This window comes from Haladaptatus sp. T7 (assembly GCF_026008575.1).
Lineage (GTDB): Archaea > Halobacteriota > Halobacteria > Halobacteriales > Haladaptataceae > Haladaptatus > Haladaptatus paucihalophilus.
The window spans coordinates 180,978-205,952 of sequence record NZ_BROP01000001.1; the positions used below are offsets into that span (position 1 = coordinate 180,978).

Genomic DNA, 24,975 nt, shown 5'->3' on the forward strand with positions numbered 1-24,975 from the left:
GTGGTTTTCGTTGGGAGCGAAGCGAATTAAGCGCGTTGCCTACTCAGGTGTCGCCGTCCGTCGCTACGGTTCCACGACCAGTTTCCCGAGGAAGCTCTCTTCCAACACGTCGCGCTGTGCCTCGTCCACCTCGTCCAGCGAGTACGTCCGGGCGATTTCGGGGACGACTTCGCCGTCCGCGACGAGTCGGGCCAACCGCGCTAGCACCGCCGAAATGTCCGGGGTGTTGTACATGCTCATCAGCGTTATCGTCAGCTCCTTCGAGCGCGCGGCGGGGACGTTCTCGAACCCGGCCGCCACATCCTCGTTGCCGATGCCGACGATGCGGGCACCCGTCGCCGCCACGTCCGCGTCGAACTGGAGGTAGTCGTCCAGCCGGTGGTCGAGGATGACGTCCGGTTTCCCGGCCTCTTCCACCGCCTCCGCGAGGTCCTCCCTGCGATAGTCGAGCACCGTGTTCGCGCCGACCGCTTCGAGGCGGTCGTGGTAATCCTCGCTCGCCGTCGTCGTCACGCGGGCACCGGTCGCGGCCGCGAGTTGCACCGCGACGTGGCCGACGCCGCCGCTACCGCCGTGCACGAGGCAGGTTTCGGCGGGTTCGAGGTCGCCGTGGTCGATGAGCGCCCGCCACGCCGTGACGCCGACGAGGGCGACCGCCGCGCCCTCCTCGAAGCCGACGCCATTCGGAAGGTGGGCGACCGTATCCGTCGGCGTCGTGGCGTACTCCGCGCACGTTCCGGGTCGGTCGTTCCCGAGGCCGGTACCGAACACCCGGTCGCCCGCCTCGAACTCCTCGATGTCGTCGCCGACGGCTTCGACCTCGCCCGCGAAGTCCGACCCCGGAATCCACGGGAGGTCGCCGGGCGAGTACGACCCCTCGCGGAAGTAGGTGTCCACGGGATTGACCGCGGCGGCGCGGACCGCCACCAGCAGTTCGTCGTCGTCGGGTTCCGGTCGGTCGATGTCGTCTACCTGTAGCACGTTCGGCCCGCCGTGTTCGTGATAGCGTACTGCGCGCATGTGTGGGGCCACGATGGGAAGGAAAATAAGTCCGCAGGGGTCACAGTGACAGTATGTCCCCAACCGACGCGCCGAACCACATCGCCCATCGCGGGTTCGCCGACGACTATCCCGAGAACAGTCCGCTCGCGTTCGAGCGGGCGGCGGACCGCGCCGACGCCATCGAGATGGACGTCCAGCGGTGTGGCACCGGCGAACTCGTCGTCTTCCACGACGCGAAACTCGGACGGTTGACCGACGAGTACGGGTTGGTCCAGGACACACCGTGGTCGGTGCTCCGAGGCCTCTCGATTCTCGGGTCTGACGAGACGGTTCCGTCGCTGGAAACCGCACTCGGCGCGGTTCCGGCGGGGACGGCCATCAACCTCGAACTGAAACACGTCGGGATGGCGGACCGAGTGTTGAACGCGGTGGGGGCAGTCGAAAACGAGATACTGCTGTCCTCGTTCGACTCGCGCGTTCTCCGGAACCTCCGGGAACGGGACGCGGACGTTCGACTGGCCTACATCAACCAGCGCGGGCCGAACTGCATCGACACTGCCGTCGATTTGGACTGCGCGTGTGTGCACCCCCGAGCGGACCTCTGCGACGCGTCGTTCGTGGCGCGGGCGCACGAGGCCGGATTGACCGTGAACTCGTGGACGGTGGACGACGAGGAGGGGGCGGCCACCCTCGCGGAGGCCGGCGTCGATGGTATCGTCTCCGACACGTCGGCGGTCTTCTGAAGTCCCCGATAAAAGGGCGGTAAATACGGCGAAATAATCGACGATAGACCGTCCGGCCGGACGTCAAAACGGGTCGCGGCAAAAACCGCCTTGGGCGTGAACCGGCGGGATTTAAGCGGCGCGGAAACCCCCTTTCGAACGCATGAGGCTACACGAGTATCAGGCGAAGGAGGTGTTTTCCGACGCGGGAATTCCGACGCCGGATTCGGCGCTCGCAGAGAGTGTCGAGGAAGTCGTCGAAGCGGCGGAGGACATCGGCTACCCTGTCGCGGTAAAAGCGCAAGTACACGTCGGCGGCCGCGGAAAGGCCGGCGGAATCAAACTCGCTGAAGACCGTGACGAGGCCGAGGAAGCCGCCGAGGACATTCTCGGAATGGACCTCAAGGGATACACAGTCGAACAGGTGTTGGTCGAAGGTGCCGTCGATTTCGTCAACGAACTCTACGTCGGCGTGACGATGGACCGCGGCGAGGGCAAACCGGTCGCAATGGTCTCCACGAAAGGCGGCGTGGACATCGAGGCCGTCGCCGAGGAGACGCCCGACGCCATCGCGCGGGAGCACATCGACCCGGCGTTCGGCATGCACCCGTACCAGGCTCGTAAGGCCGTGTTCGACGCGGGCGTGGACAAGGACATCGCCATGGACGTCGCGGGCGTCCTCACGACGCTGTACGACCTCTGGTCCGACAAGGACGCGAACGACGCCGAAATCAACCCGCTGATGGTCACCTCGGACGACGAGGTTATCGCGGCCGACGCGGTGCTCAACATCGACGACGACGCGCTCTTCCGTCACCCCGACCTCGCCGAGATGGAGGAGGACTCCTACGAGGACGACCTCGAACGCAAGGCCGGCGAGTACGGCTTCGACTACGTTCGACTCGACGGCAACGTCGGCATCATCGGCAACGGTGCCGGACTCGTCATGACCACGCTCGACCTCGTGGACTACTACGGCGGCGAACCCGCCAACTTCCTCGACATCGGTGGCGGCGCGAAAGCCGAGCGCGTGACGAACGCGCTCGACATGGTGTTCTCGGACGAGAACGTCGATTCGGTCGTCTTCAACATCTTCGGCGGCATCACCCGCGGTGACGAGGTTGCCAAGGGTATCAACGAGGCGCTCGAATCGCTCGACGAGATTCCGAAACCCGTCGTCGTTCGACTCGCCGGGACGAACGCCGAGGAAGGAATGGACATCCTGAATACCGACCTCGTTCAGGTCGAAGCGACGCTCGAAGACGCGGTTCAGCGTGCCGTCGAAAACGCGGAGGAAGAACAATGAGCATTCTCGTCGACGACGACACCCGAGTGGTCGTCCAAGGTATCACTGGCGGTGAGGGCAGTTTCCACACCGAACAGATGATGGAGTACGGAACGAACGTCGTGGCCGGTGCGGTCCCCGGCAAGGGCGGCCAGGAAGTGCAGGGCGTGCCCGTCTACGACACCGTGAACGAAGCGGTCGAGGAGGAGGACGCCGACGCGTCCGTCATCTTCGTCCCGCCCGCGTTCGCCGGAGACGCAATCTTCGAGGCGCTCGACACGGACCTCGACCTCGCGGTCGCCATCACGGAAGGCGTCCCAACGCAGGACATGTCGAAAGTGTACAAGCGCCTCTCGGAGACCGACACGCGCCTGCTCGGCCCGAACTGCCCCGGCATCATCACGCCCGGCGAGGCCAAACTCGGTATCCTCCCCGGCAACATCTTCGAGTCCGGGAACGTCGGTCTCGTCTCCCGTTCGGGGACGCTGACCTACCAAGTCGTGGATAGCCTCACCCAGCGCGGTATCGGGCAGACGACCGCCATCGGCATCGGCGGCGACCCGATCATCGGCACGGACTTCATCGACGCCCTCTCGCTCTTCGAGGACGACTCCGACACCGATGCCGTCGTCATGTGCGGCGAAATCGGTGGCGAGGACGAAGAGGAAGCGGCGGCGTTCATCGCCGAGAACATGGACACCCCGGTCGCCGGCTTTATCGCGGGCCGCACCGCCCCGCCAGGAAAGCGCATGGGCCACGCGGGTGCCATCGTCTCCGGCAGCGGCACCGGCACCGCCGAGTCCAAAATCAACGCCCTCAACGACGCGGGCGTCCCGGTCGGCGACACCCCCGAGGAAGTCGCGGACAACATCGAAGACTTCCTGTAAGCAGTCCTCGAACGGTTCGATTCTCGTTTCTTTTATCGCGCAACTGTATCGCTCGTCAGTCGAACGCTCGTCCGATGAAAACCGAAGCGCTCGCCGGACGGAGCGCGACGGAACTCGTCGGGACCTCCATCCCGGTGGCGATGGGGCTGTTCACGCTCGCGTTGTTCCTCTTTTCGGGGAGGACGGTGCTGTTCGTCGGAGGAGCCATCGGCATCGGGTTGGTCCTCTTCTCCGGCCTCGTCAGCTATCGGGACGCCCGAAACCGAGGGTGATATTTTTCCTACTGGTTCCCGTTCGATTACGTATGGACGATGTCGAACTACAAAAACGACTTCGCCGAATCGAGTACCGTCAGTATCTCATTCTCGCTCTGCTCGTCGTTCCGTATCTCGCCGAACTGGTCGGCGTCTGGGTCGCCGGTCTATTCGCCATCGTGGTCGGATTCGCCGCCTTCACGATGGTCGTCATCTACCGCCGAAACGACCGGAGCACGGCGTGAGGATAATCGATACTCGATATCCGGTTTCCGCCGCGCTCGATACCCGTCGTTCTCGATACCCGTCCTATTCGCGTCAGCGCCGACTCGGGGTGCCCATCTCGTAGTCCGAAGAGAGGTCCAGCAGTCGTTCGACCATCGTCGGAAGCGTTCGCAAGCGGACGGTGTTCTCCTCGCGGCCGCTTTCGATGAGTCCCGCATCGGCTAACTTGGGGAAGTGAACGTGCCTGAGACTCGTCATCGCGCGGTCGTGTGTCTCGGCCGTGACTTCCATTCCGTCCGTTTCGTTGACGATGATTTCGGCCAGCGCGTCGTGGTGAACCGCGCCGTCGAACGTTTCGAGAAGGTGGTAGAGAACGAGACGACGGCGATAATGAGAGAGAACGTCGAACGAACGACTCAGTGGGAGTCCGTGGTCCATTACACACGCTTCTTCCGCCTCCCGAGGGGTGTGTCCGCTGGTTTACGTCTCAAATCTTTATATGGTGTCTTCCGTCACGCTGTTCTCGACCAGCGCGGCGGTCCCTTTGCGCAGGCGGACCGACAGCGCTTGCGCGCTGATGTCGAATTCCTCCGCGAGTTCTTCGAGCGTCGTCCGTCGCGGTACGTCGAAATACCCCGCTTCCAGCGCCCGTCGGAGCGTTTCGTGCTGGAGTTCCGTCAACTCCATCCCGCCGGAGTCGTCCGCACTGCTGTACAGCGCATCGACGGAGAGGGTGTCGTAGTTGTCCTGCCACCAGTCGGCGAACGACGCGAACGCATCGCGGTCGGGAAACCGGAATCGGGCCTCCCACCCGTCCCGCGTCCCGACCGCATCCAGCAGGACGCCGCCGAGATCGACCCACACCTGATTCGACGACGCGGCACTCACCGCTTCGGAGTAGTTCGCACGATAGAGCCGACGACCGTCGTCCTCGGCGAGGTGTTCGAACTCCGCAATCGACGAATCGTCCGCCATGGCCGCTTCGAACCCGTCGTGGTCGTCACCGTGCGCCCAGAACAACAACTGGACGGTTTCCTCCGAGCCGACGCTCCGCTCGCGCTCCACCTCGATAGTCACGTCGGGATGCGCCGCAAGTGTGGATTCGAGAACAGGTGTTTGCACGGTGATTTCGGCGATTATCACATGTCCTCCCAAACGGCGGGGAAATATATCTCTCATGGTATCGCCAATTTTCGATTTCGTTCCAATATTTGCGAGCGTTTGTATATGGTGTTGGAATTGAATGGTTTCGCTCGATGATTCGAACGATTTCGGACGGGAGCAGTTCGGCACCCTCCGACAGAATTCGAACCTGTCGGTCTATGCCAGTAATCCTCCGGACGCGGATATGTAGGACGAAGCGAACGAGATATCGCCGTAAAGGCGGGTGCTGGAACACCTACCTCGTTTACTTCGGGCAGTCACCGAAACCTGTTCGACAGGGATTCTCCGCGAGAAAAGCGTACCACTCGGCGACCGCTCCCGAAAACCTGTCCGTTCTGTGACGAACGCGTCAGAAAGATGGCGTGATAGACCCCGAGTACATGCGGCTGTGGCCGTGTGGACATCGGCTAGCCGCGTAGGGAGTTCCGAAAGTTCGTTCTTGTTGGCGAACACATCGACCGTAAAAACCGCTCCACGAGGCCGACCATCACCACGGACGCGTCGTCCTCAGCCGGTCTGCCACGGCCACGACGTCGAGAAGTGCTGGCGACGGACCGCTTCGAACATCGCCAGCAGGCCGCCGCCGATGAGCGAGATGGTCCCCAGCCCTTTCGGTGACGTCGCCGGGAAGACGATTCGATAGGTGAACGTGCGGTCCGCTCCCCGCACGTGCACCTTCACGTTCTTCGGCCGAAAACCGGGACGCACCGGGAAGCGACTCACTGGAATCAAAGGCGTACGTCTTTCCGTTGAGCGCACCGTCGACGACGTGCTGCTCCTGTGGCGTGAGCATCCCGTATTCGTAGACCGGTTGCCCCGTATACTCTCCGCTCGAACCCTGTTTAAACTCGTACTGAAGTGCACCGATGCTGAGGACTACCCCGGCAACGATCATGAACATGCCGAGAAAGAACAGTCCGTAACGTATCCTTCCCGTTCGTGACCGCTAGTTCGTAGTGGCGTCCATCGTCCATCCGCGAACCGTCCGAGGGTGTGACGCCGAGAACGTCCGTCACGCGAAGTCCGCTGTCCTCCATCGTGTGGACTCGGCGAGGTGCTCCGGATCGGTATCAGAATCGTCGTCTCGGCTTCTGCGGTCCGCTAAAAGAACGTTCTTCGCGTTTTCGTGCGCGATACATGCGGAACTTATACAGATGCGTCAATCCGGAAGAGAGATGGTCAACCCAAGGCCGGGAGAATTTGGATCTTCGATAAATACGCGTGTCGGAACGCCCGTTCTCCAGACCGCGTCTATATCGCCGGGGTCGACAGTTCCGACAAACGGACCGGCGTCACCGTTCTGAATCTCATCTTGACCAGGGTCGAAATACTCATCGTGAGGTTGCACCTGCCCACTGATGTCGATGGTGTAATCGTATCCGGGCCAATCCGGATTCCCGTCTCTCTCTACTGAAACTGCTGCTTTGAGATTTGCTGTCGTCACATCGATCGTTAGCCATCCGTAGTCGTTATAAGTGACATTAATCTGGGTGATAGAATCGTCAGAGTCCATCCAGTAGTTGTCTACCCCGCCGTCACTAACCTGCCCATCCACGAAGTCCTTTCCCACACCGAGAATGTCGTCATCTCCGTTAGCCTGACCACCCTTTTCTAGGTCGTCGTAACCTGTGGCAGTGTGCACCTGGTACTCCCAGTAATTACTATTGGAATAGACCCGTATTTCATCCGTATTTGCCGTTGCCGTCCCGGTCGCGGCGATTCCACCGGCAACCCCGACTCCGGCGGTCGCAGTCGATCGGAGGAAACGTCGTCGTCCGAATTCTTTCTCACTCATTGCTTTTGGATTCAAGGACGTTATATTATTATATTTTTCGGAACGGAAAAATATAAAATCCATCCCTTTCCAACTAGATCGTTCGATAGCTGATTTCCTGATGGTGGAAGAACCGCCCGGTGGATGAATATCGACAGGTCTTCCCGAGTGAGAGCCACTTAGGCGACGTACCGCAAGACGACCTCACGGAGCAACCTGTTCGTGGTCGACCGTGTACGTAGCCAAAGATTGTTAGTCACGTATACACACGTATACACCATGACCAAGTCCATCCGAGTGACCGACGAGGTTCACTCGATGATCGAGGCACACAAGCACGACGACGAGACGTTTTCCGAGGCCATCGAGCGTCTCATCGGCGGGCCTTCGCTCCGCGAACTCGCCGGAATCCTGTCCGACGACGAAGCCGATACGTTCCGAGAAGCTATCGAGGAAAGTCACGCTGATCACGACGAAGAACTCCGTCGCAGGTTCGAATGATTCTGGATACGTCGTTTCTCATCGACGTGATGAACAGCGACTCGGACGCCCTCGAAAAGGTGGACGAACTGGAGTCAAATGGCCATGCCCAGAAGATACCGGCCATGACGCTACAGGAACTCTTCATCGGCATCGGTGCCAGCGACCTCCCGAAGTCCGAACGTGAAAAAATCGAAGCGGTCATCGAACCTCGTCCTGTTCTCGAAACCACGGAAGCAATCGCTCGAAAGGCGGGACTCATCGATGGGACGCTACGCCGGGACGGAAATCGAATCGACATCGGTGATGCGACGATTGGCGCAACTGCCCTTCGAGAAGACGAACCGGTCGTAACGGGCAACAGCGAGCATTTCGAGCGTATCGACGGCATCGACGTTGAATCCTACTGAGCGCACAGAATCGTCAGAAACGGGTCGGGGCAGATTCGAACCACGTCTCGTCTACTTCGAACTTTGTGGAGACGTTCCTGCTCGTTCACTTCGTTCACTCCACGGGCATGCGACTCCCCGACTTCGAACTGCTGGACCATTTCGACGCCGCAGACTCCTCGCTACGCTCGTCGTGTAGCGTCGTCAGAATGGGTCGGGGCAGATTCGAACTGCCGATCTGCTCCGTGTGAAGGAGCTGTCATAACCGGACTAGACTACCGACCCGCACGCAGTTCATCGTTTTCCTGCACCGGACTTAAGGCTTGCTTTCGAGAGCGGGCGGCCACCACGACCAAGGGCCGTCGATGCCGACCCCCGAGCATGACCGACTGGACCGTTATAAACGTCGCCGACGCGGACCCCGGCGTTCTGGACGGCTCGAAATCCCTCAACGAGGTGCTGTCGGCCCACGCGCGGGCGCGGACGAAGTTCGTGCTCCCCGAGGGGCGCTACCACCTCGACGGGCCGTTCGTCCACAACGATTGCGAGGCGATTGCGGTGGTGGGCGACCCGCACGCCACGCTGGTCGTGAGCGACCCCGACCAGCAGTACTGCCTCGACGTCGGCGGCGACTGGGGCGTCTCACTCGACGCGTCGGCGACGACGGTCGAAATCCGGAACCTCACGTTCGATATGACGGCTGACGGCGTGGGCGCACAAGCCGTCTCGGCGCGGGCGAGCGAGGACCTAAAAATCGAGGGCGTGACCGTCGACGGCGAGTGCGCCTCGGCGGGGAAGAAGGCCCTCGGTGCGATTTACGCGGCGGTCACGCATCCGGAGGGGGCGGGCGTCGTGTCCGTCTCGCTCCCGGACGGTTGTGCGTTCGCCCCGGAGAGCTACCCCGACCAGTCGCCCGCGGAGTCCCAGACCAGCCACCCCATCGGGGTCAACGTCTCCGACGACCACCGCGGCGAGTTGACGTTTCGGGACTGCCGCGTCGAAGGCTGGGTGAACAACGGCGGCTACCTCGCGGGCGGGGAAGGTCCGTGTCTCGTCGAGGGCGGCCTCTGGAAGAACAACGGCAACGCGAACCTCCGCTTGGGCGACGGCGACGAAGCCCGCGACGTGCGAATCGAGGTGGACGAGACGAGCTACACGGGGTGCGGCCTCTGGCTACAGGAGGGTGACTGCCGCGTCTCCGGCGGTGAACTCCGCCTGCCGAACTGTGACAACGACGGTCTCCGCGTTTCGAGTCGCTCCGCCCGCGTACGCGGATTGAAAATCGACTGCACCTCGTCGGCGCGCCCCATCAAGGTCAACGACGGGGACGGGCCGGTCGTGCTGGAGGACGTCGAACTCGTGGACTCGGGCGACGGGTCGAAACACGGCTACGCCGTCGAACTGTGGCGGGAAAACACCGAACTTCGGAACTGCCGCTTCGCGTTTCGGAACGGGGACGAAAATCGCAACGGCATCAACGTCCTCGGGACGCGAACCGTCTTCGACGGCGTGACGGCGACGCACGACGCCGACGGCACGACGGTGCTCGTCAAGGCCGACGACGCGACGTTCCGGAACTCGACGTTCGGCGGGCGCGTCGATGTGGATAGAAAAAACGCGTCGGAGCCGCGCGTCGAGGACAGCGATTTCACCGCGTGTGAATGTATCGGCTTCGACGGCTAGCTCATCCGCATCCGCTTTTTCGCGTCCCGCATCGCGGACCGCGACCGTTCTTTCGCTCTGTGCTCCGCGTCGCGGAGGTTTTCGCGCATTCGTTCGCGTCGTGACGGCTCGGCGGGTCGCTCTCGTCCGGCCACCTCGCGGGCCTTTCGCTCGACGGGTCGTAGTTCTTCGCGCACTCCACGCCCGAGATGACTTCCGGCATGTCGGAGGTGGTGCCACGCGTCTTTGAAGTGTGCGTTCATCGTTCTCTCCGATTATGTTGCTACGCGCGGGTCAGATATAATCGTTCCGTCGGTATTCGGCGGGAGTGTCGGTTCAAAAACGGTTTTACCGCGGGCCAAGAAAGAACGCATGTATGTTTACGCGGCTTTCGATTCCGACGCCGTTTCAAATCGGACCGGTGAACGCCTATCTCGCGGGGCGGACGCTGGTCGACCCGGGTCCGGGAAGTGAGGAAGCATGGACCGCGCTGCTCGACGGATTGGAGCGACACGACCTCGCTCCCACGGACATCGAACAGGTGCTCATCACGCACCCCCACCCCGACCACTTCGGGTCGGCAAAACGGCTTCGAGAATCGGGTGCCCGCATCGTCGCCAGTACCGAAGCGGCCGCCATCGTCCGGGACTTCGGCGACCGACTCGCGTACGAACAGGAATACTTCGCCGACTTCTTCGACCGCTGTGGAATGGCCGAAACGACCGCCAAAACGGTTACCGACCTGCCGGAGGCCTACCTCTCTGTGGCCCCCGGCGTCGAAACCGACCTCGAACTCGACGACGGCGAGTCCGTTACCGTCGAGGGCGTCGAACTGACTGCGGAGGCCGTGCAGGGCCACTCGTCCGGCGAGACCATCTTCACGTTCGAGCACGACGGACAATCGAAGGCCATCGTCGGCGACCACGTGCTCGCCGACATCACGCCGAACCCGCTCCTCCAACCGCCCGCGGAAGAAGGCGACCGTCGTCCGCGCGTCCTCCCGGCGTTCAATCGCTCGCTCTCGGCGCTCCGGGACCGTGACCTCGATTACCTCCTGCCGGGCCACCGCGAGGAGATAACGGACCCGGCGGAACGAATCGACGAAATCCTCGCCGCACACGAAGAGCGGACGGAGAACGTCCGTGCGCTCGTCGACGGCCCGACGACCGCGTTCGACGTGATGACCGAACTGTTCGGCGACCTCCCCGCGACGGAGTACTTCCCCGGAATGAGCGAGGCGGTGGGACACCTCGACGTGCTCGAAGAGCGGGGCGAAGTGAACCGACACGAACAAGGTGGCGTCGTCGTGTACGAAGGAGTAACTCAATGAACGAACTGCAACCTGTCGCGCTCGGTGACGAACCCGCAGACCTCGTGATTCGGAACGGTCGCGTCCTCATGCCGGAACTGTGCGAGTTTCAGGCGCGCGACGTCGTGGTCAAAAACAATCGCGTCGCAGCGCTGCCCGAGGACGGCACCGAGTCGATAGGTGACGAGACGACGGTCATCAACGCTAGTGATCGCGTCGTCACCCCCGGTTTCATCGACGCACACACGCACATCGACCTCCACCAGACGTTCGAGAACGCCTACCACTACGCCCTCGAAGGCGGCACGACGACGGTCGTGACCGAGGTTTCCGGGTTCGGTCCCACATTCGGCGTGGAGGGCGTCGAACAGTTGCTCGCCGCGACCTCCTACCTCCCGATTCGGGTGTTCGCCACGGTCCCGCCCCAACCCCTCATCGACACGTTCGAACCGGCGCGCGGGGACGCCGAATCGCTGACGGACCTCCTCGGCGACGCTCGCGTCGTCGGCGTCGGCGAAACTGACTGGATTCACGCGGTCGGCCGCGACTCGCCGACGGAGGAACTGTACGAGCGCGCCCACCTCGAAGGCAAGACCGTCACCGGCCACGGCGCGGGCTGTTCCGGCGAGAAACTACAGGCGTTCGCCACCATCGTGGACGACGACCACGAGTCCATAACGGGCGAAGACATCATCGAACGCGTCGAGAACGGCATCCACGCCGTGGGTCGCTGTGGGTCGATTCGGGACGACATGGCGGCGGTCGGCGAGGCCTACGAGGAGGTCGGCGCGGCCGAAATCTCGCTCTCGACTGACGGAATGTGGCCCCGCGAACTCATCGGCGAGGGGTACATGGACGTGGTGGTGCGCCGAGCCATCGAGGAGGGCGTCGCGCCCGCGGACGCCATCCGCATGGCGACGCTCAACCCCGCCCGCCACTTCGACCTGCCGAACCTCGGGTCGCTCGCGCCGGGCAACATCGCCGACATCCTGCTCATCGACGACCTGGAAACCGTCAACGTCACCACGGTCATCAACGGCGGCGAGGTCGTCTACAACAACCACGAGACGACCGTCGCCCCGCGCTCCTACGAGTATCCGGACCACTTCTACGACAGCGTGAACGTCAGCACCGACCCGGAGGAGTTCCGCGTGCCCGCCGACGTAGCGGACGACGGCGAGGTTCGCGCCATCGAGTACCGCGAAGGCCTGATTTCGGGCCAGACGCGGGTTCGACCGCCGGTCGAGGACGGGGAACTCGTCGCCGCACCCGAAGACGGCCTGCTGAAAGTCACCCTTCTCGACCGGCACCCGGACGGGGACGGAACCGGTTTCACCGGCTTCGTGACCGGCTTTGGTCCGGTGGAAGGAGCGGTTGCGACCAGCCTCGTCTGGGAGACGCCCGGCGTGCTTGCGCTCGGGAGCGGCGAGGACCTCAGACGCGCCGTCGCCCACGTCAACGAGATGGGCGGCGGTTGGGCGGTCGTCAGGGACGGCGACGTGGTTGCCGAACTCCCGACTCGAATCGCCGGCGTCTGCTCGGACCTCGAAGTCGAGGAAACGGCGAAGCTGTACACCGCCATCGAGAGTGCGTTCCGTAGCCTCGGCACGGACGTCGAACGGCCGATGATCGGTATTCAGACGCTGACCTTCCCCGGCGTCCCCTCGCTAAAACTGTCGTTCTCGGGCTACGCCGACATCTTCTCGCGTGAAATCGTCGGCCTGACGCCCGAATAGTCGGCGGGAATTTTCGACATTCCTCTCGACTCTTTCCTACTCCCTTGGCTCTTTCTCACTCTTCGGCTCTTTCCTTTCTCGCCTACTCGCTCGCTTCTACCTCCTCTCCCCCGTGTTCTCGAATCGTTCGAATCTGCTCGTACGGGAAGAAGTTTCTCCCGCCTTTTCGGTGCAGCCAAACCCCCGTGTCGTAGAACTCGAGTTCGTCTCCTTCGACCGGCGATACGATGTTCTGATCTTTCCCCCGTTTGCCACTCGGGACGAGGTACACGTCGTACTCGTTCTCTGGCATGGGGCGAATACGTCGAACACGGCCAAAAGCGTAGTGGGCGCTACGAGTCCTCGTAGATGGTGACTCGACCGTTTCGTTCGACGACGACGGCGAACCCTTTGTGGATGAACTCGACCCGCCTCGGGACGCGTTTCTCGGAGTGGCGACCGAACAGGTCCTCCAGTGCATCCGGGTCGATGCTCTCGTACAGCGGTTCTATCTCCGTCGAACTGCTGTCAGTCACTTCGGCGATAGCGTCGATAACCGTCTCGGCTATCGGACCGCCCTCGTGAACCGTCTCGTGGAGGGGCGTCCGATGCTCGTTCGACTCCCGGCTCATGTCAAATACCTCCTTGCGCTCGCACGGAAAACGATATCGCTCGCATCTTTTGTTTGGAGGCGTACCATAAACGGAATGTTTGGGGTTTCGTAGTTCATATCTTTATTACCCCTCCCGTGATTCCACCGAGTCGCTGCGGGGCAACAGCGTCGCTTCGAGCATTCGCTCCAATCCCCGCCGGAGGCGACCGGACGCGGCTTGCGGCGAGATATCGAGCGTTTCGGCGAGTTCCGAGAGCGAGGTCTTGCGGGGAACGTGAAAGTACCCCGATGCGAACGCCGTCGAGAGGGCTTCTCGCTGCTCGTCGGTCAACCCGTATCGTTTCGTCGGGAACTCGTCCACCGGGTAGATGCGACGGACTTCGTACGAAATCGACCGCTCGTCACAGGCCTCACGGAACCGCGTGGTCGAGTCGTGGTCCGGGAACCGAACCCGGAACAGCCAGCCCTCCTCGTTCCCGACGGTATCGAGGAGCGTCGCGTCCTGTTCGGTCAGAATCTCGTGGATACCTTGGGCTGAATCCGACCAGACGAGGCGGCAGAGCGCCCCGTTCTCAGTTTCGCTGAGGACGGCGATGGATTCGAGCGCCGGTGTCTCCGGCGTGATATCGGCGAGAAATGACGTGTCGTCCGTGGCGACCCAGACGAACGGCATCGAGCACTCCCGCGTCGGCACGATACGCTCCAACTCGATACGGATGTCGGACCGATACGAGAACAACTCCCCGAGCGCGAACTCGTCATGTGGGAGTCGCAGTTCGACGACGACGTTCACGAGGGACAATAGGGCACGGCATGCGTCAATCCTTTCGGCCATTCGCGGGGGTCCGCCGCGCACGAGACGATGATGATGCGCATAACTTACGCATATTGACGGCGTTGGAACGCCGTGACCACCGCGTTCGACCCCCGCGAATTCACATCGAGTTGGACACTCCACAAACACGGTTGAATCGCAAGACGGGAGTGGGGTACTTTGGAGTTATAAATAGTTATGAATTCTGCCAAGCGATAATCTATTTATACAGGTGTGGCTCAGGCTCGGGTGAAGTTGCAATGTTCGCACCGATTCGACGCGCGACACTGTTTGCCCTGTACCAGCTCAGCGTCTTGGCCGGAATCTGCCTGCTTCCGGTCGCTCTCGTCGCTCGACGGGCAGGAGTTCCGTTTCCCATGCACCGAGTAGTGGCGTCCCTGGCGACGTCCTACGAGAAGACGAAGGACGCACAGCCCTGATATCGCCGCTCGTTTTATCCCTCGTTACACCCCGGAAGGGTTGGTTTTATCAGTGCTGACGGATTACGTTCGGGTAATGCGTACTCCAATGCACGGTTCCGACTTCTCGCGTAATCTGGAGCGCCTGAACGGTAACGATACGAGTCCGTACGAGCCGGAGATCGGCTCGCTCCCCGACAACGAGTACTCGAAAAAGGACATGGAGAACATCAACAAGACCGGAACGACGACCATCGGCCTCACGACCGCCGACGGCGTCGTCATGGCGACGGATATGCGCGCCAGCCTCGCCGGACGTTTCGTCTCCAACAAGAACGTCCAGAAGGTCGAGCAGATTCACCCGACGGCGGCCCTGACGATGGCCGGGTCCGTCGGTGGCGCACAGTCGTTCATCCGAACGATGCGCATCGAGTCTAACCTCTACGAGTCCCGACGCGGCGAGCAGATGAGCATGCAGGCTCTCTCGACGCTCGCGGGCAACATGCTCCGCGGCGGCCCGTTCTTCATGGTCTCGCCCATCCTCGGCGGTATCGACGAGGAAGGCTCGCACATCTACAGCCTCGACCCCGCCGGTGGCGTCATGTCCGACGACTACACCGTCACGGGTAGCGGGATGCAACTCGCCTACGGTGTCCTCGAACAGGACTACGAGGAAGGTCTCTCGAACGAGGAAGCAAAAATGGTCGCGGCCCGCGGTATCAAGAGCGCCGTCGAGCGCGACACGGGCAGCGGTAACGGCGTGTTCCTCGCCGAAATCACGGAGGAAGGCGTCGATATTACCGGACACAAGGACTTCGACGACGTACTCTAATCCCAGTCGGTGAAACTTCCGTCGAGCAACGTCTCCTTTTGCTGGTCGATGTAGGCGCGTTGCATGCCGGTAATCGCATCGGCGAGCGTCTCGCCGTCGTCCAGCCGTTCCCGAACCTCTCGTTTCTTCCATCCAGCGGGCGTCACGCCGTGGCGGGCGCGCTGTCGGAGCGGGTAGAGATACTTCGCGGCCTGCTCGTCCGAGAGGCCGCGCGCTTGCAGGCCGTCCTTCGCGTGTGCGAACAGGTCGGCGAACAGGTCGTCCGTCTCCGTCGTCTCCTTGCCGTCGTTCGTTATCCAGTACAGGTCGGCGTCGAGTCCGTCGCGCATGGCGGCGTAGAAGTTGTCCCGCGCGACCACCCAATCGAGGTGGTGAACCGGGTGCTCCCGGCGGAAGGTGCTCTCCAACAGCCCCGCGAAGGCCGCCTGAAACGCGATGGAATCACGGACCGTCGGCTGGGCGGCGATGGGGCGGAACTCGATGCGCGCGTTCGCGTCGGCGCGCGTCGAACCGCCGAAGACCGGGCGCACCCACCGCCAGTAGGTGCCGTGTTTCAGCCGGAAGTGGGCGAACTCGTCGTCGAAGCGGTTCGACCGCGAGACGGGCATCGGGACGATGGTCCGGTCCGCCGCGATGTTGTCGATGGCGTCCGCCGCGGAATCGATGTCCTCCGGGAAGCGCACTTTCCCGGGGTCGAACGCGTTCAACACCGACTCGAAAACGTGGATTCGGTTCTCCATCCACGCCTCGTCCACGATTTCCTCCGGCGGCACGTCGTCGTACAGGTCCGGCGGGAAGAACGGCGAGTTGACGCCGAGCGCCAACAGCGGGGCCGCGATTCGAACCGCGTACTGGAAGTAGGTCGGCAAGTCGCGGGCGTGTGGCACCTGATAGTGGGGTTGGATGGACGTTATCAGGCTCTCGGGCATGACCGTCTTCGCCGAGAGCGAGACGTGCGGCGCGTCGAGTTCCATCCCGACGGCCTCCTCCGTGTTCGCCATCGCGTGATAGCGCACCGAGTTGCTCATGTTCGACGCGATTTGAACGCCGTCGTCGTCCACGCCGTCGGTGAGATACCGGGTGGCCGTCTCGCCGGTTGGCGGAATCGTCCACAGGCCGTCGCTGACGAGGCGCATTCCCTCCGCACCCGTTCGCGCTTCCGCCGCCGAGAGGCGGGCTTTCACCTCCGCCTCCTGTGCGGCCAAGCCGTGTTCGTTCAGCGGTTGCGGACTCGTGGACATCTCGGCGTTGTGCAGGCCGAGTTCCTTCTCGAAGCCGATGAGCGAGAGCAGTCGCCGGGGGACGCGGGAGAGCGCTTTGGTCTCCGCGTCCACCGCGTAGAACTCGTACTCGAACCCGACGATCGATTGCGGGTTGTCGAACGTCCCGTCTTCGAGTTCTCGCTTGATGACCTCTGCGTCCTCCTCGACACGAGTTTGAAACTCCTCCCTGTCTACCGTCGCCACGTCTTTTACCTGCGACGCAAGGTCGGACGTCATGCGAGGGGGTGAGAGTGCCAGACGCTTCAATCCACGGGCTTCGTCGCCTTCGTTCGTTCCGGTTCGCCGTCGTGTTCGACCGCGACCACGGTTTTCGGGAACGAGCCGCGGAACGTGACGACGAGTTCGTACGCGTCCGCGGACATGTCCGCCGTACAGCCGACCGGCAGGAGCGGGACGTCGTGGAGCAGGCCACCCTTTTCGCCGGACGTAACGGCGACGTCGAGCCTTCCGTCCCGCTCGTGGTACGAAACATCGTCCAACTTCGCCTCGTTACACGAGCTAGAACCGACCCAAAGCGTTCCCGTGACGACGACCCGACTCGATTCGGGCCGAAATTCGACGGTCGGCGGTGCGTCTACCTCGGTATCCGCGGGAGATTTTTGGACGGAGAAATCCACGCCACGAACGTGTCCCTCGGACCATCGTCCGCCCACGAAGCCCCCGATACAACCAGCGGTCACGGCAACCCCGGTCGAGACGAGCAGTTCGCGGCGTCGCATGCATACCCCCTCGAAGTGTTCAGCCATAAACTATCGGAACGGTAAAACGAGCGTTTGAGTCACGAACTCCCTCGAAATCGAAAGCCGTAGGCTTAACTCCGACCGACGGCAACGGCCGATAATGGAGTTCGGGGAGTTCGCCGACACGGCCGCGGAGATAGAGGAATTGAGTGCCGATAGCGACATCATCGATGCCGTCACCGACCTCCTCTCGTCGGCGAACGACGACCTCGAAGTGCTGGCCCGGTTCGTGCAGGGGCGGGTGTTCCCGGCGTGGGATTCCACGACGCTCGACATCGGGCCGAACCTGTGTTACACCGCCATCGCCCGCGCCGCGGGGCAGAACGTCTCGGCGGACGACGTGGAGGACCGCCTCGCCGAGATGGGCGATATCGGCGCGGTCGCGGCGAGTTACGAGTTCGGCGGTCAGCAGGGTCTCGCCGCTTTCGGCGGCGGGCGGGACGAACTGACCGTCGCGGAGGTTGCGACGGAACTCGACGCGCTCGCCACGACCGAGGGGTCGGGCAGTCAAGACACGAAGATAGATATCCTGTTCGGGCTGTTCAACCGCACGGAATCGCTCGAAGCGCGGTATCTGGCCCGCCTCGTCCTCTCGGAGATGCGAATCGGCGTCGGCGAGGGAACGGTTCGGGACGCCATCTCGGCGGCGTTCGACGTGCCGGTCGAGTCGGTTCAGCGGGCCTTGCAGGTGTCGAACGACTACGGACGGGTCGCCCGCGTCGCCGAATCGGAGGGCGAAGACGGGTTGGACGACCTGCAACTGGAAGTCGGCAGGCCGGTGCAGGCGATGTTGGCGCAGGCGGGCACCGTCACGGACGCGCTGGAGGACTGGGAGGAGGCGGGCGTCGAGTGGAAGTTCGACGGCGCGCGGGTGCAACTGCACTACGACGGCGAGACGGTTCGAATCTTCTCGCGGAACATGGAGGACGTGACGGACCCGCTACCGGAGGTCGTCGAGTACGCCGAAGAGAACCTCGCCGCACCGGCCATCGTGGACGGCGAAGTCGTGGCGATGGACGACGGCGAACCCCTCCCGTTTCAGGAGGTGCTCCGTCGGTTCCGCCGCAAGCACGACGTGGCCCGCGCCCGAGAGGAAGTCGCCGTCGAACTCCGGGCGTTCGACTGCCTGCACGCCGACGGCGAGGACCTGCTCACCGCGCCGCTCGTCGAGCGCCACGACCGACTGCAGGAGATTCTGTCCGGGGGCGTGTCCGCGCTGACCGTCACGGGCGACGAGGACGAAATCGCCGACATCGAGGCCAATGCGCTCGACGCGGGCCACGAGGGAATCATGCTCAAGAACCCCGACTCGACCTACTCGCCGGGTCGCCGCGGGAAGAACTGGCGGAAGCGGAAACCCGACGTGGAGACGGTTGACCTCGTGGTGACGGGCGCGGAGTGGGGCGAGGGCCGCCGGGCGAGTTTCCTCGGGACCTTCCTGCTCTCCGCGCGGACCGAGGACGGCGACTTCGAAACCCTCGGCAAGGTAGCGACGGGTATCACGGACGAGGAGTTGGCCGAACTGACCGAACTGCTCGAACCCCACATCGCCACGCAAGACGGCCAAACGGTCGAAATATCGCCGGACGTCGTTTTCGAGGTGGGCTACGAGGAGATACAGGAGTCGCCGACCTACTCGTCCGGCTTCGCCCTCCGATTCCCGCGATTCCTCGGGGTGCGCGACGACAAGACGCCGGAGAGCGCGGATTCGCTGGAACGAATCGAACGCCTCGCGGAGATGCAGTAGGCGAGCGGGTCGGCGGTCGCGGTCGGACTCTGGCTCCGGTACGTTGTCGTCGGATTCGGCCGCCATCCGAACGCTTTTCTTCGAAACCCGCCCTATCGAAACCCGTGACGGTTCGACACGACGACGTGACGGTGGAATGGTTCGGCTACGCGACCGTGCGCCTCGAAACCGCGGACGGCTTCGTCGCGTACATCGACCCCGGGCGGTACGGCGTGCTGACGGGCGAGTGGGAACCGGACAGCCCCGACGCGCCCCATCCCGACCCGGTGGACTACCGCGCGGCGGACGGCGACGCGGTGTTCGTCACCCACGACCACCACTACGATTCGGACGGTATCGAGCGCGTCGCGGGCGAGGACGCCACGGTCGTCGTCTACGAGGGCGTGGACGCAGGTGCTATCGGGCGGGACGTGATGCCGCCGTCAGAACTGCCCTACGACGTAGTGCGAATCGGCGAGGAAGACCACCTGACGGTCGGCGACTGTGACGCGTGGTCGATTCCGGCCTACAACGAGGAAAACGGCCCGCACACCGGGGACGACGGCGAGCCGTTCCACCCGAAGGGATTCGGCATCGGCTACCTGCTCTCGCTCGACGGGACGACCGTCTTCTGGCCGGGCGACACCGACGCGCTCTCGGGCCACCGGGCGCTCGACGTGGACGTCTTCCTCCCGCCCATCGGCGGCAGTTTCACCATGGACCGGCGCGAGGCGGCCGCGTTGGCCGCCGACCTCGACCCGGCCCTCGTGGTGCCGATTCATTACGGCACGTTCGCCGCGCTCGAAACCGATTCGGCCGCGTTCGCGGAGGACGTCGAGAACAGGGGTATCACGGTTGCGCTGGACGAGGACTGAAAATCGGAACGGGGATTCGTTCATCGATTCGAACCGTTCACTTCAACACAATCTTCTTGCCCCGCGGCCGAGATGGTTCCTCCATGCGTCCCCACGGAACCTCCAACTTCTGTTCGCAGTGCGGTTCGGCGCTCTCCCCCGGCGATTCGTTCTGTTCGCAATGCGGGAGTGCGGTCGGAGCGGCGGGTGACGGTCGCCGCTACACACACGGTGCGGGCACCCGCCATCCGCAGGACCCCGGATTTCGCCGCCGGGTGGAAGACCTCACGGTCGAAGGATGGGACGTGAAACACGATTACGGCGAGCGCGTGGTGATGGTGAATCGCGGGTTCGGGTCGATTCCGCTCCACATCCTCCTGCTCATGTCCACCAGCGGCGTCGGCAACCTGCTCTACGCGTGGTACTGTTACTCGCCGGGCGCGGAGCGAATCGAACTGCGTGCGGACGGCTCGGAGGAGTACTTCGAAAACGAGGGCGTTTCGACCGGCTGGTCGGCGAAAAGCGCCCTCGGATTCCTCGTGAGTTCCTTTTTCGGGTTGTTCGGCGTCCTGTTCGGGTCGTTCCTCCTCTTGACCAACTGGGCCGGTGCGGGATTGGTCTTCGGGACCGCCTCACTCCTGCTCGGGTTGTTTTTACTCTTGCTCGCCCCCAAGCACGTCCCCGGTTTCAAATCTCCCACGACATTCGGTCGCGTCCGTTCGACGGACGAAAAGACGGTCTTCGAACCGGCCACACCCTGTTCCGTCTGTGCCGAACCGGTCGGAAACGGGGTAAAGCGAACCTACCACGAGCGCACGTACGTCGCCGGAATCCCGGTGCGGACGGTCAACGAGGGCGACAACCACTACTGTCGGTCGTGCGCTCGCGGGGACTTCGAATCCGGTGGTGCCGGAGTCGAAGCCGACGCTACCGGGACCGCCGAAACCGAGTTCGTCTGAGCGCGGTCAGTCCGACAGGCCGCCGTCCAGCGCATCGACGACTGCAAGCGCGGCGAGGCCGACGCCGACCACGCCCGCGAGTCGCGCCAGAAACGGGTTCGAGACGCGCACCGAGTACGTCGTCAGCACCCAGACAACCCCGCAGATCATCGCGCCGACGCCGGTCAGTTTCAGGTTCAGCCCATTCGGCATGCGTCTTTCGTACGCACCGACCATTGATGAGACTACCTACTCATCACGCGAAAGAATTCTCTCGACGGGGCGGATTCGGAAAAAGCGACCGTCGGTTCAGATGATACCCATGTCCGAGAGCCGCTCGGGGAGGTAGGTGTCGGTCACGAAGTCGAGTCCGTGGGAGGCGAGCGCCTGCTGTTCGGACTTCTTCTCGATGTCGAGTTGGAGTTCTATCTGCTCTTCCCAGTAGTCGGTCTGGTAGCGCGGGTCTTCGAGTTCGCTTTCGAGCGCGTTCTTGTCGGAATCGCTCAGCGGGTCGGTCGGGAGGTCGTACTCCACGATGTCCTTCGGCTGGATGCCGATGAACTTCGCCTCGGGCGTGGCGAGGTAATCGCTCAGGTGCGCGCTCTTGATGGACCCGTAGGCGACGGACCCGTAGATGCGGTAAGACCACGGGTCACCGTCGGTGAAGACCGTGACCGGCAGGTCGAGTTCCTCGTGCAGTCGCTTCGTCAGGCGGCGGGTCGCCCGCGCGGGTTGCCCGCCGAGATGGACGATGATGGTGTTGTACTCCTCGTCGAACCCGTTCTCGACGAGTCGGTCGCGCATCCCACCCGTCTCGACACAGAGGACGAAATCCGCGTCGTTGTCGAGGAACTCGATGGTGTCCGGGTTGTTCGGAATCTGGTACCCGCCCTGTCCCACATCGTCCTGGCAGTGAATCTCCCGGTCGCCCCGGTTGGTCTGTTCCCGGAGGAGCAGCGGACCCATCACCTTCGCGCCGGACTCCTCCGGTCGCATGTGGAAGTCCTCGCGGGTGACCTCCGAGACGATTTCCAAGTCCTCGATGAGCTGGTTCGACTCGTCTTGGGTGGAAAACTGCGCTTCGTCGGCGTCCCACGACTCCGAGAGGTAGTACAACTCACGAAGGGTAGAAGAGCGGTCTTCCTCCAACTGATTCGTGAGGAAGTCGATGGTGTACACCGCTTTCAGTAGCTTTCTGGCCCCGCGGACGCTGTTCGCGCTCCGGGTGCTCTTCCGGTCGCCGTACACCCACACGTTCGCGTCCTCGTCGTACTCGATGTTGCTCTTCGTCCGGGTCGGGATGGACATCTCGGGAATCTGCCCGCCCGCGAACTGGTCGTAGAACTCCGCGGCGAGGTCGATGAGTTTCGCTTGGGCGTCTGCGTTGTCGTTGTCTGCGCTCATGTGTTGTTGGTCAGTCGTTCGTCTTCGATTCCTTCGACGGTCACGGCGTCGAACGATACGTCTTCGGCGACGTGATATTCGAGAACGGATTCCTCACCGCTCTCGACGGTGGGTTCCCACGTCACGAACCACTCGCCGTCCATCTCGACGGCGCTCGCACCGTCGGACAGGTTTTCGGGCTTGGTCGCCACGATGTCGGTCAGTTTCGGCGATTCGTTCGTCGAACCGTGGTTCTCCACGACGAGTTTCACCGTGTCCTCCTCGACCTCGCGCTCGACCAGCACGTTGTTCATGATGCGCGCCAGCGAGTCGCCGATTTCGAGGTCCTCGCGGCCGGTCACGGCCGAGAGCTTCTCGGCCATTTCGGGCAAGATGGTGGCGATGACGTTCTGTTTCTTCTGGCGCTTCTTGAGCGACTGGCGCTTGTTGAGGTAGGATTTGAGTTCGCGGGCCGCCTCCCGAATCGCCAGTTCGATTTCGTCCTCGATTTCGGGGACGTTGGCGATGGCGTCCTTCGACTCGCTCGTGAACGGGACGTTCGTGGACGCCACGTGAACCATGATGACGACCGGGCCGTTCGGGACGCCGCGGCCGCCGGGTTGGTCGAGGTTGTAGTTACGCCAGCCGATGGATTTCACCACGTCCGTCGTCGCGCAGGCGCCGCGCTGGTAGACCAGCGGCACGCGGTTCGCAAACCGGAGCAGTTCGGCGGACCCTTCGGCCTGTAGGTCGCCGCCGTAGGCGATTCCGGCCTCCACGATGAACGGGTCGCCGCCGTGAACGTCGGCGTCGCGGGTCGCGGCCGCGTAGAAGTCCGCGTCGTACTCCTTTCGGAGTCCGGCCTCCACGAGGTCGGCGGTGATGGGCGACAGGCAGTTGGTCGGCGGTGAGATGATGTCCGTCTCCTTCATCGCGTCGAGGAGTTCGCTCGCGATATCGCGGCTGTCCCCCACTTCGCGGACCTTCGGCACGTCGTCGGGAACCGTCACCATCGAATCCCAGATGGCATCGACGACGTTCTCGCGGGCCGTCTCTCCGATGGTCACGTCCTCGCGCTCCTCGGTCATGTCGGCCGCGCGGCCGACGTATTCTTCGAGCCGTTTTTCCGTCGCGCGGTCGTGGCCGTCCTCGTTCTCGAACTTCGCGGCGATTCGCTCCGCGAGGGCGCGAACCGTCTCGTCGTCCTTCCGGACGCTCGTCGCGTCGTCCACGAGTTCGTACAGGTCCGTCACGCGGTCGTCGGTGATCGCGGCCCACGCCGAATCGAGGGCGTTTTCCTGCACCGTCGCACCGAACGAGGTTCCGAACTCCGCTTCGATTTCGTCGGCCGCGACGGCGATGATCGCCCGCAGTTGGTGGTGCGAGATTCGGTCGCTCTCGGCGGCCTTCTCCGCGACCGCGGCCGCGAAGGCGTCGGTCGCCTCGGCACCCTTGTTCGCCACCGCTTCCTCGACGGCCGACTCGATGTCAACCTCCTCGTGCGCTTGGGGCGCTCGCCACGCGGCCTCCCGGCCGTAGTGCCGGTCGCGGAAGTTCTCGATGACGTTCTCGGACGTCTTCTTTCCGACGCGGGTGAACTCCTCCTGCAGGAACCCGGAGATACTGTGCGAGTCGGTGCTCCCGAGCATCTTCAGGAGCGTTCCGAGTTCGACGCCGTGTGGGTGCGGGCGAATCTCCTCGGTTTCGGCGGGGAGGCTCGCGCCGTCGGCGCGTTCGAACACCATCTCCTCGCCGTCTTCCATCCCCGGTTCCTCGAAGACGATCTTCGCGTGCGGGTTGACGACGGCGGTGTGTTTGATGTACCGGATGAGCTGCTGGCGCGCGCGCATGTTCGCCTCCATTTCGAGTTCGATGCGCGTGCCGTGGGTGCCGACGAGTTCCCTGCCGACCGGCGGCGTGTCGGATTCGGACTGAATCTCGGGCTCGTTCTCGTCGGTGTCGATGATGAGCTCGAAGTAGCGCTGTCGGTCGCTTCCCTTGGGTTTGCTCGTGATTTTGGCGGGCTTCCCGCTCGTCAGCTGGGAGTAGAGGACGGCGGCGGAGATGCCGATACCCTGCTGCCCGCGCGACTGCTCGCGCTTGTGGAACCGCGACCCGTAGAGCAGTTTCCCGAACACTTTCGGAATCTGCTCGCGGGTAATCCCCGGTCCCTCATCCTCGACGATGAGTCGATAGTAGTCGCCGACTTCCTCGATTTTCACGCGGACGAACGGCTTCAATCGGGCTTCCTCGGAGGCGTCGAGGGCGTTGTCGACCGCCTCCTTGACGGCGGTGACCAACCCCCGGGCACCGCTGTCGAAGCCGAGCATATGCTTGTTCTTCTCAAAGAACTCGGCGATGGAGATCTGTCGCTGGCTTTCGGCCAACTCTTCGGCGATCCCCTCGTCGCCGAGCGTAGACTGCATCGAAGGCATTCTTCGGGCGTATTTATCGTCGGGGACGTTAAAACTGCGCCGATGGGGTGGAGTGAAAGTGAAAGTGAAG

At 63.1% G+C, this 24,975-nt stretch carries 29 protein-coding genes and 1 tRNA gene; 15 read left to right on the plus strand and 15 right to left on the minus strand.

The annotated features are described in order from the left end of the window. Positions 1-63 precede the first annotated feature (63 nt). Complete coding sequence (locus OPC11_RS01045) at positions 64-1,020, minus strand: NADPH:quinone reductase (protein WP_007980336.1); 957 nt, start codon at positions 1,018-1,020, stop codon at positions 64-66. Between the two features lie 53 nt (positions 1,021-1,073). Between OPC11_RS01045 and OPC11_RS01050 the strand changes: the two genes are divergently transcribed. From OPC11_RS01050 to OPC11_RS01070, 5 genes are all read left to right on the plus strand, one after another. Continuing rightward, the gene (locus tag OPC11_RS01050; RefSeq protein WP_264780752.1) at positions 1,074-1,745 is read left to right on the plus strand and encodes a glycerophosphodiester phosphodiesterase; all 672 of its coding nucleotides are present in this window, start codon (positions 1,074-1,076) and stop codon (positions 1,743-1,745) included. 142 nt (positions 1,746-1,887) lie between these two features. Beyond that, on the plus strand, positions 1,888-3,030 hold the full coding sequence (gene sucC, locus OPC11_RS01055; RefSeq protein ID WP_007980340.1) for an ADP-forming succinate--CoA ligase subunit beta: 1,143 nt from the start codon (positions 1,888-1,890) through the stop codon (positions 3,028-3,030). Continuing rightward, positions 3,027-3,896: a succinate--CoA ligase subunit alpha gene (gene sucD / locus OPC11_RS01060; RefSeq protein WP_264780753.1), complete on the plus strand. Its 870-nt coding sequence runs from the start codon at positions 3,027-3,029 to the stop codon at positions 3,894-3,896. Before sucC ends, sucD begins: the two co-directional genes overlap by 4 nt. Positions 3,897-3,970: 74 nt before the next feature. Continuing rightward, complete coding sequence (locus OPC11_RS01065; protein ID WP_264780754.1) at positions 3,971-4,168, plus strand: hypothetical protein; 198 nt, start codon at positions 3,971-3,973, stop codon at positions 4,166-4,168. A 32-nt stretch (positions 4,169-4,200) separates the two neighbouring features. Beyond that, on the plus strand, positions 4,201-4,395 hold the full coding sequence (locus OPC11_RS01070; RefSeq protein ID WP_264780755.1) for a hypothetical protein: 195 nt from the start codon (positions 4,201-4,203) through the stop codon (positions 4,393-4,395). A 73-nt stretch (positions 4,396-4,468) separates the two neighbouring features. Here the strand turns inward: OPC11_RS01070 and OPC11_RS01075 are convergent, their stop codons facing one another. From OPC11_RS01075 to OPC11_RS01090, 4 genes are all read right to left on the minus strand, one after another. Beyond that, the gene (locus OPC11_RS01075) at positions 4,469-4,813 is read right to left on the minus strand and encodes a hypothetical protein (RefSeq protein WP_007980347.1); all 345 of its coding nucleotides are present in this window, start codon (positions 4,811-4,813) and stop codon (positions 4,469-4,471) included. 57 nt (positions 4,814-4,870) lie between these two features. Beyond that, positions 4,871-5,518, minus strand: coding sequence for a helix-turn-helix domain-containing protein (locus tag OPC11_RS01080; RefSeq protein ID WP_264780756.1), 648 nt, complete (start codon positions 5,516-5,518; stop codon positions 4,871-4,873). A 528-nt stretch (positions 5,519-6,046) separates the two neighbouring features. Continuing rightward, positions 6,047-6,214 (minus strand): hypothetical protein, encoded by a 168-nt coding sequence (locus OPC11_RS01085; protein ID WP_264780757.1) that lies wholly within the window; start codon positions 6,212-6,214, stop codon positions 6,047-6,049. 484 nt (positions 6,215-6,698) lie between these two features. Continuing rightward, positions 6,699-7,334, minus strand: a complete 636-nt coding sequence (locus tag OPC11_RS01090; protein WP_232423717.1) for a hypothetical protein — start codon at positions 7,332-7,334, stop codon at positions 6,699-6,701. Between the two features lie 258 nt (positions 7,335-7,592). Between OPC11_RS01090 and OPC11_RS01095 the strand changes: the two genes are divergently transcribed. Together OPC11_RS01095 and OPC11_RS01100 are read left to right on the plus strand one after the other, a co-directional pair. Then, on the plus strand, positions 7,593-7,814 hold the full coding sequence (locus OPC11_RS01095) for an antitoxin VapB family protein (RefSeq protein ID WP_264780758.1): 222 nt from the start codon (positions 7,593-7,595) through the stop codon (positions 7,812-7,814). Further along, on the plus strand, positions 7,811-8,203 hold the full coding sequence (locus OPC11_RS01100; RefSeq protein WP_264780759.1) for a type II toxin-antitoxin system VapC family toxin: 393 nt from the start codon (positions 7,811-7,813) through the stop codon (positions 8,201-8,203). The genes OPC11_RS01095 and OPC11_RS01100 overlap by 4 nt, the downstream gene beginning before the upstream one ends. A gap of 189 nt (positions 8,204-8,392) precedes the next feature. Here the strand turns inward: OPC11_RS01100 and OPC11_RS01105 are convergent. After that, positions 8,393-8,467 (minus strand) — tRNA-Val (locus tag OPC11_RS01105). Positions 8,468-8,563: 96 nt separating this feature from the next. On the opposite strand from OPC11_RS01105, the gene OPC11_RS01110 reads away from it, so the two are divergent. Beyond that, positions 8,564-9,865 (plus strand): hypothetical protein, encoded by a 1,302-nt coding sequence (locus OPC11_RS01110; protein WP_264780760.1) that lies wholly within the window; start codon positions 8,564-8,566, stop codon positions 9,863-9,865. On the opposite strand, the gene OPC11_RS01115 is transcribed toward OPC11_RS01110, so the two are convergent. Further along, positions 9,862-10,107: a hypothetical protein gene (locus OPC11_RS01115; RefSeq protein WP_264780761.1), complete on the minus strand. Its 246-nt coding sequence runs from the start codon at positions 10,105-10,107 to the stop codon at positions 9,862-9,864. The two genes, OPC11_RS01110 and OPC11_RS01115, sit on opposite strands and share 4 nt — an antisense overlap. Positions 10,108-10,220: 113 nt before the next feature. Between OPC11_RS01115 and OPC11_RS01120 the strand changes: the two genes are divergently transcribed. Further along, positions 10,221-11,174, plus strand: coding sequence for an MBL fold metallo-hydrolase (locus OPC11_RS01120; protein WP_007980364.1), 954 nt, complete (start codon positions 10,221-10,223; stop codon positions 11,172-11,174). Beyond that, positions 11,171-12,889 (plus strand): adenine deaminase C-terminal domain-containing protein, encoded by a 1,719-nt coding sequence (locus OPC11_RS01125; protein ID WP_264780762.1) that lies wholly within the window; start codon positions 11,171-11,173, stop codon positions 12,887-12,889. The genes OPC11_RS01120 and OPC11_RS01125 overlap by 4 nt, the downstream gene beginning before the upstream one ends. 82 nt (positions 12,890-12,971) lie before the next feature. On the opposite strand, the gene OPC11_RS01130 is transcribed toward OPC11_RS01125, so the two are convergent. The 3 genes from OPC11_RS01130 to OPC11_RS01140 form a co-directional block, all read right to left on the minus strand. Next, positions 12,972-13,181: a hypothetical protein gene (locus OPC11_RS01130; protein ID WP_007980368.1), complete on the minus strand. Its 210-nt coding sequence runs from the start codon at positions 13,179-13,181 to the stop codon at positions 12,972-12,974. 40 nt (positions 13,182-13,221) lie between these two features. Further along, entirely contained in the window at positions 13,222-13,500 is a 279-nt protein-coding gene (locus OPC11_RS01135; RefSeq protein WP_264780763.1) for a HalOD1 output domain-containing protein, read from the minus strand. A gap of 105 nt (positions 13,501-13,605) precedes the next feature. After that, positions 13,606-14,274, minus strand: coding sequence for a helix-turn-helix domain-containing protein (locus OPC11_RS01140; RefSeq protein WP_264780764.1), 669 nt, complete (start codon positions 14,272-14,274; stop codon positions 13,606-13,608). Between the two features lie 281 nt (positions 14,275-14,555). Between OPC11_RS01140 and OPC11_RS01145 the strand changes: the two genes are divergently transcribed. Together OPC11_RS01145 and psmB are read left to right on the plus strand one after the other, a co-directional pair. Then, positions 14,556-14,735 carry a hypothetical protein gene (locus OPC11_RS01145; RefSeq protein WP_007980375.1) on the plus strand — a complete coding sequence of 60 codons (180 nt, stop codon included), beginning with the start codon at positions 14,556-14,558 and terminating at the stop codon, positions 14,733-14,735. Positions 14,736-14,823: 88 nt separating this feature from the next. Then, positions 14,824-15,546: an archaeal proteasome endopeptidase complex subunit beta gene (psmB, locus tag OPC11_RS01150; RefSeq protein WP_007980377.1), complete on the plus strand. Its 723-nt coding sequence runs from the start codon at positions 14,824-14,826 to the stop codon at positions 15,544-15,546. On the opposite strand, the gene OPC11_RS01155 is transcribed toward psmB, so the two are convergent. Next, a complete protein-coding gene (locus OPC11_RS01155; RefSeq protein ID WP_264780765.1) occupies positions 15,543-17,045 on the minus strand; it encodes a hypothetical protein in 1,503 nt (500 codons plus the stop codon). The two genes, psmB and OPC11_RS01155, sit on opposite strands and share 4 nt — an antisense overlap. 26 nt (positions 17,046-17,071) lie before the next feature. Continuing rightward, a complete protein-coding gene (locus OPC11_RS01160; RefSeq protein ID WP_007980383.1) occupies positions 17,072-17,548 on the minus strand; it encodes a hypothetical protein in 477 nt (158 codons plus the stop codon). Positions 17,549-17,669: 121 nt separating this feature from the next. Between OPC11_RS01160 and ligA the strand changes: the two genes are divergently transcribed. The 3 genes from ligA (at position 17,670) to OPC11_RS01175 (ending at position 21,108) form a co-directional block, all read left to right on the plus strand. Then, entirely contained in the window at positions 17,670-19,316 is a 1,647-nt protein-coding gene (gene ligA / locus OPC11_RS01165; protein WP_264780766.1) for an ATP-dependent DNA ligase LigA, read from the plus strand. A 104-nt stretch (positions 19,317-19,420) separates the two neighbouring features. Then, positions 19,421-20,170 (plus strand): MBL fold metallo-hydrolase, encoded by a 750-nt coding sequence (locus OPC11_RS01170; RefSeq protein WP_264780767.1) that lies wholly within the window; start codon positions 19,421-19,423, stop codon positions 20,168-20,170. Positions 20,171-20,253: 83 nt separating this feature from the next. Continuing rightward, on the plus strand, positions 20,254-21,108 hold the full coding sequence (locus OPC11_RS01175; protein WP_264780768.1) for a zinc ribbon domain-containing protein: 855 nt from the start codon (positions 20,254-20,256) through the stop codon (positions 21,106-21,108). A 6-nt stretch (positions 21,109-21,114) separates the two neighbouring features. Here OPC11_RS01175 and OPC11_RS01180 read toward each other — a convergent pair whose 3' ends face one another. From OPC11_RS01180 to OPC11_RS01190, 3 genes are all read right to left on the minus strand, one after another. Further along, entirely contained in the window at positions 21,115-21,300 is a 186-nt protein-coding gene (locus tag OPC11_RS01180; protein ID WP_007980388.1) for a hypothetical protein, read from the minus strand. 96 nt (positions 21,301-21,396) lie between these two features. Next, positions 21,397-22,491 (minus strand): DNA topoisomerase IV subunit A, encoded by a 1,095-nt coding sequence (locus OPC11_RS01185; protein WP_264780769.1) that lies wholly within the window; start codon positions 22,489-22,491, stop codon positions 21,397-21,399. Further along, positions 22,488-24,905, minus strand: a complete 2,418-nt coding sequence (locus OPC11_RS01190) for a DNA topoisomerase VI subunit B (RefSeq protein ID WP_026177732.1) — start codon at positions 24,903-24,905, stop codon at positions 22,488-22,490. The genes OPC11_RS01185 and OPC11_RS01190 overlap by 4 nt, the downstream gene beginning before the upstream one ends. Positions 24,906-24,975: the final 70 nt, after the last annotated feature.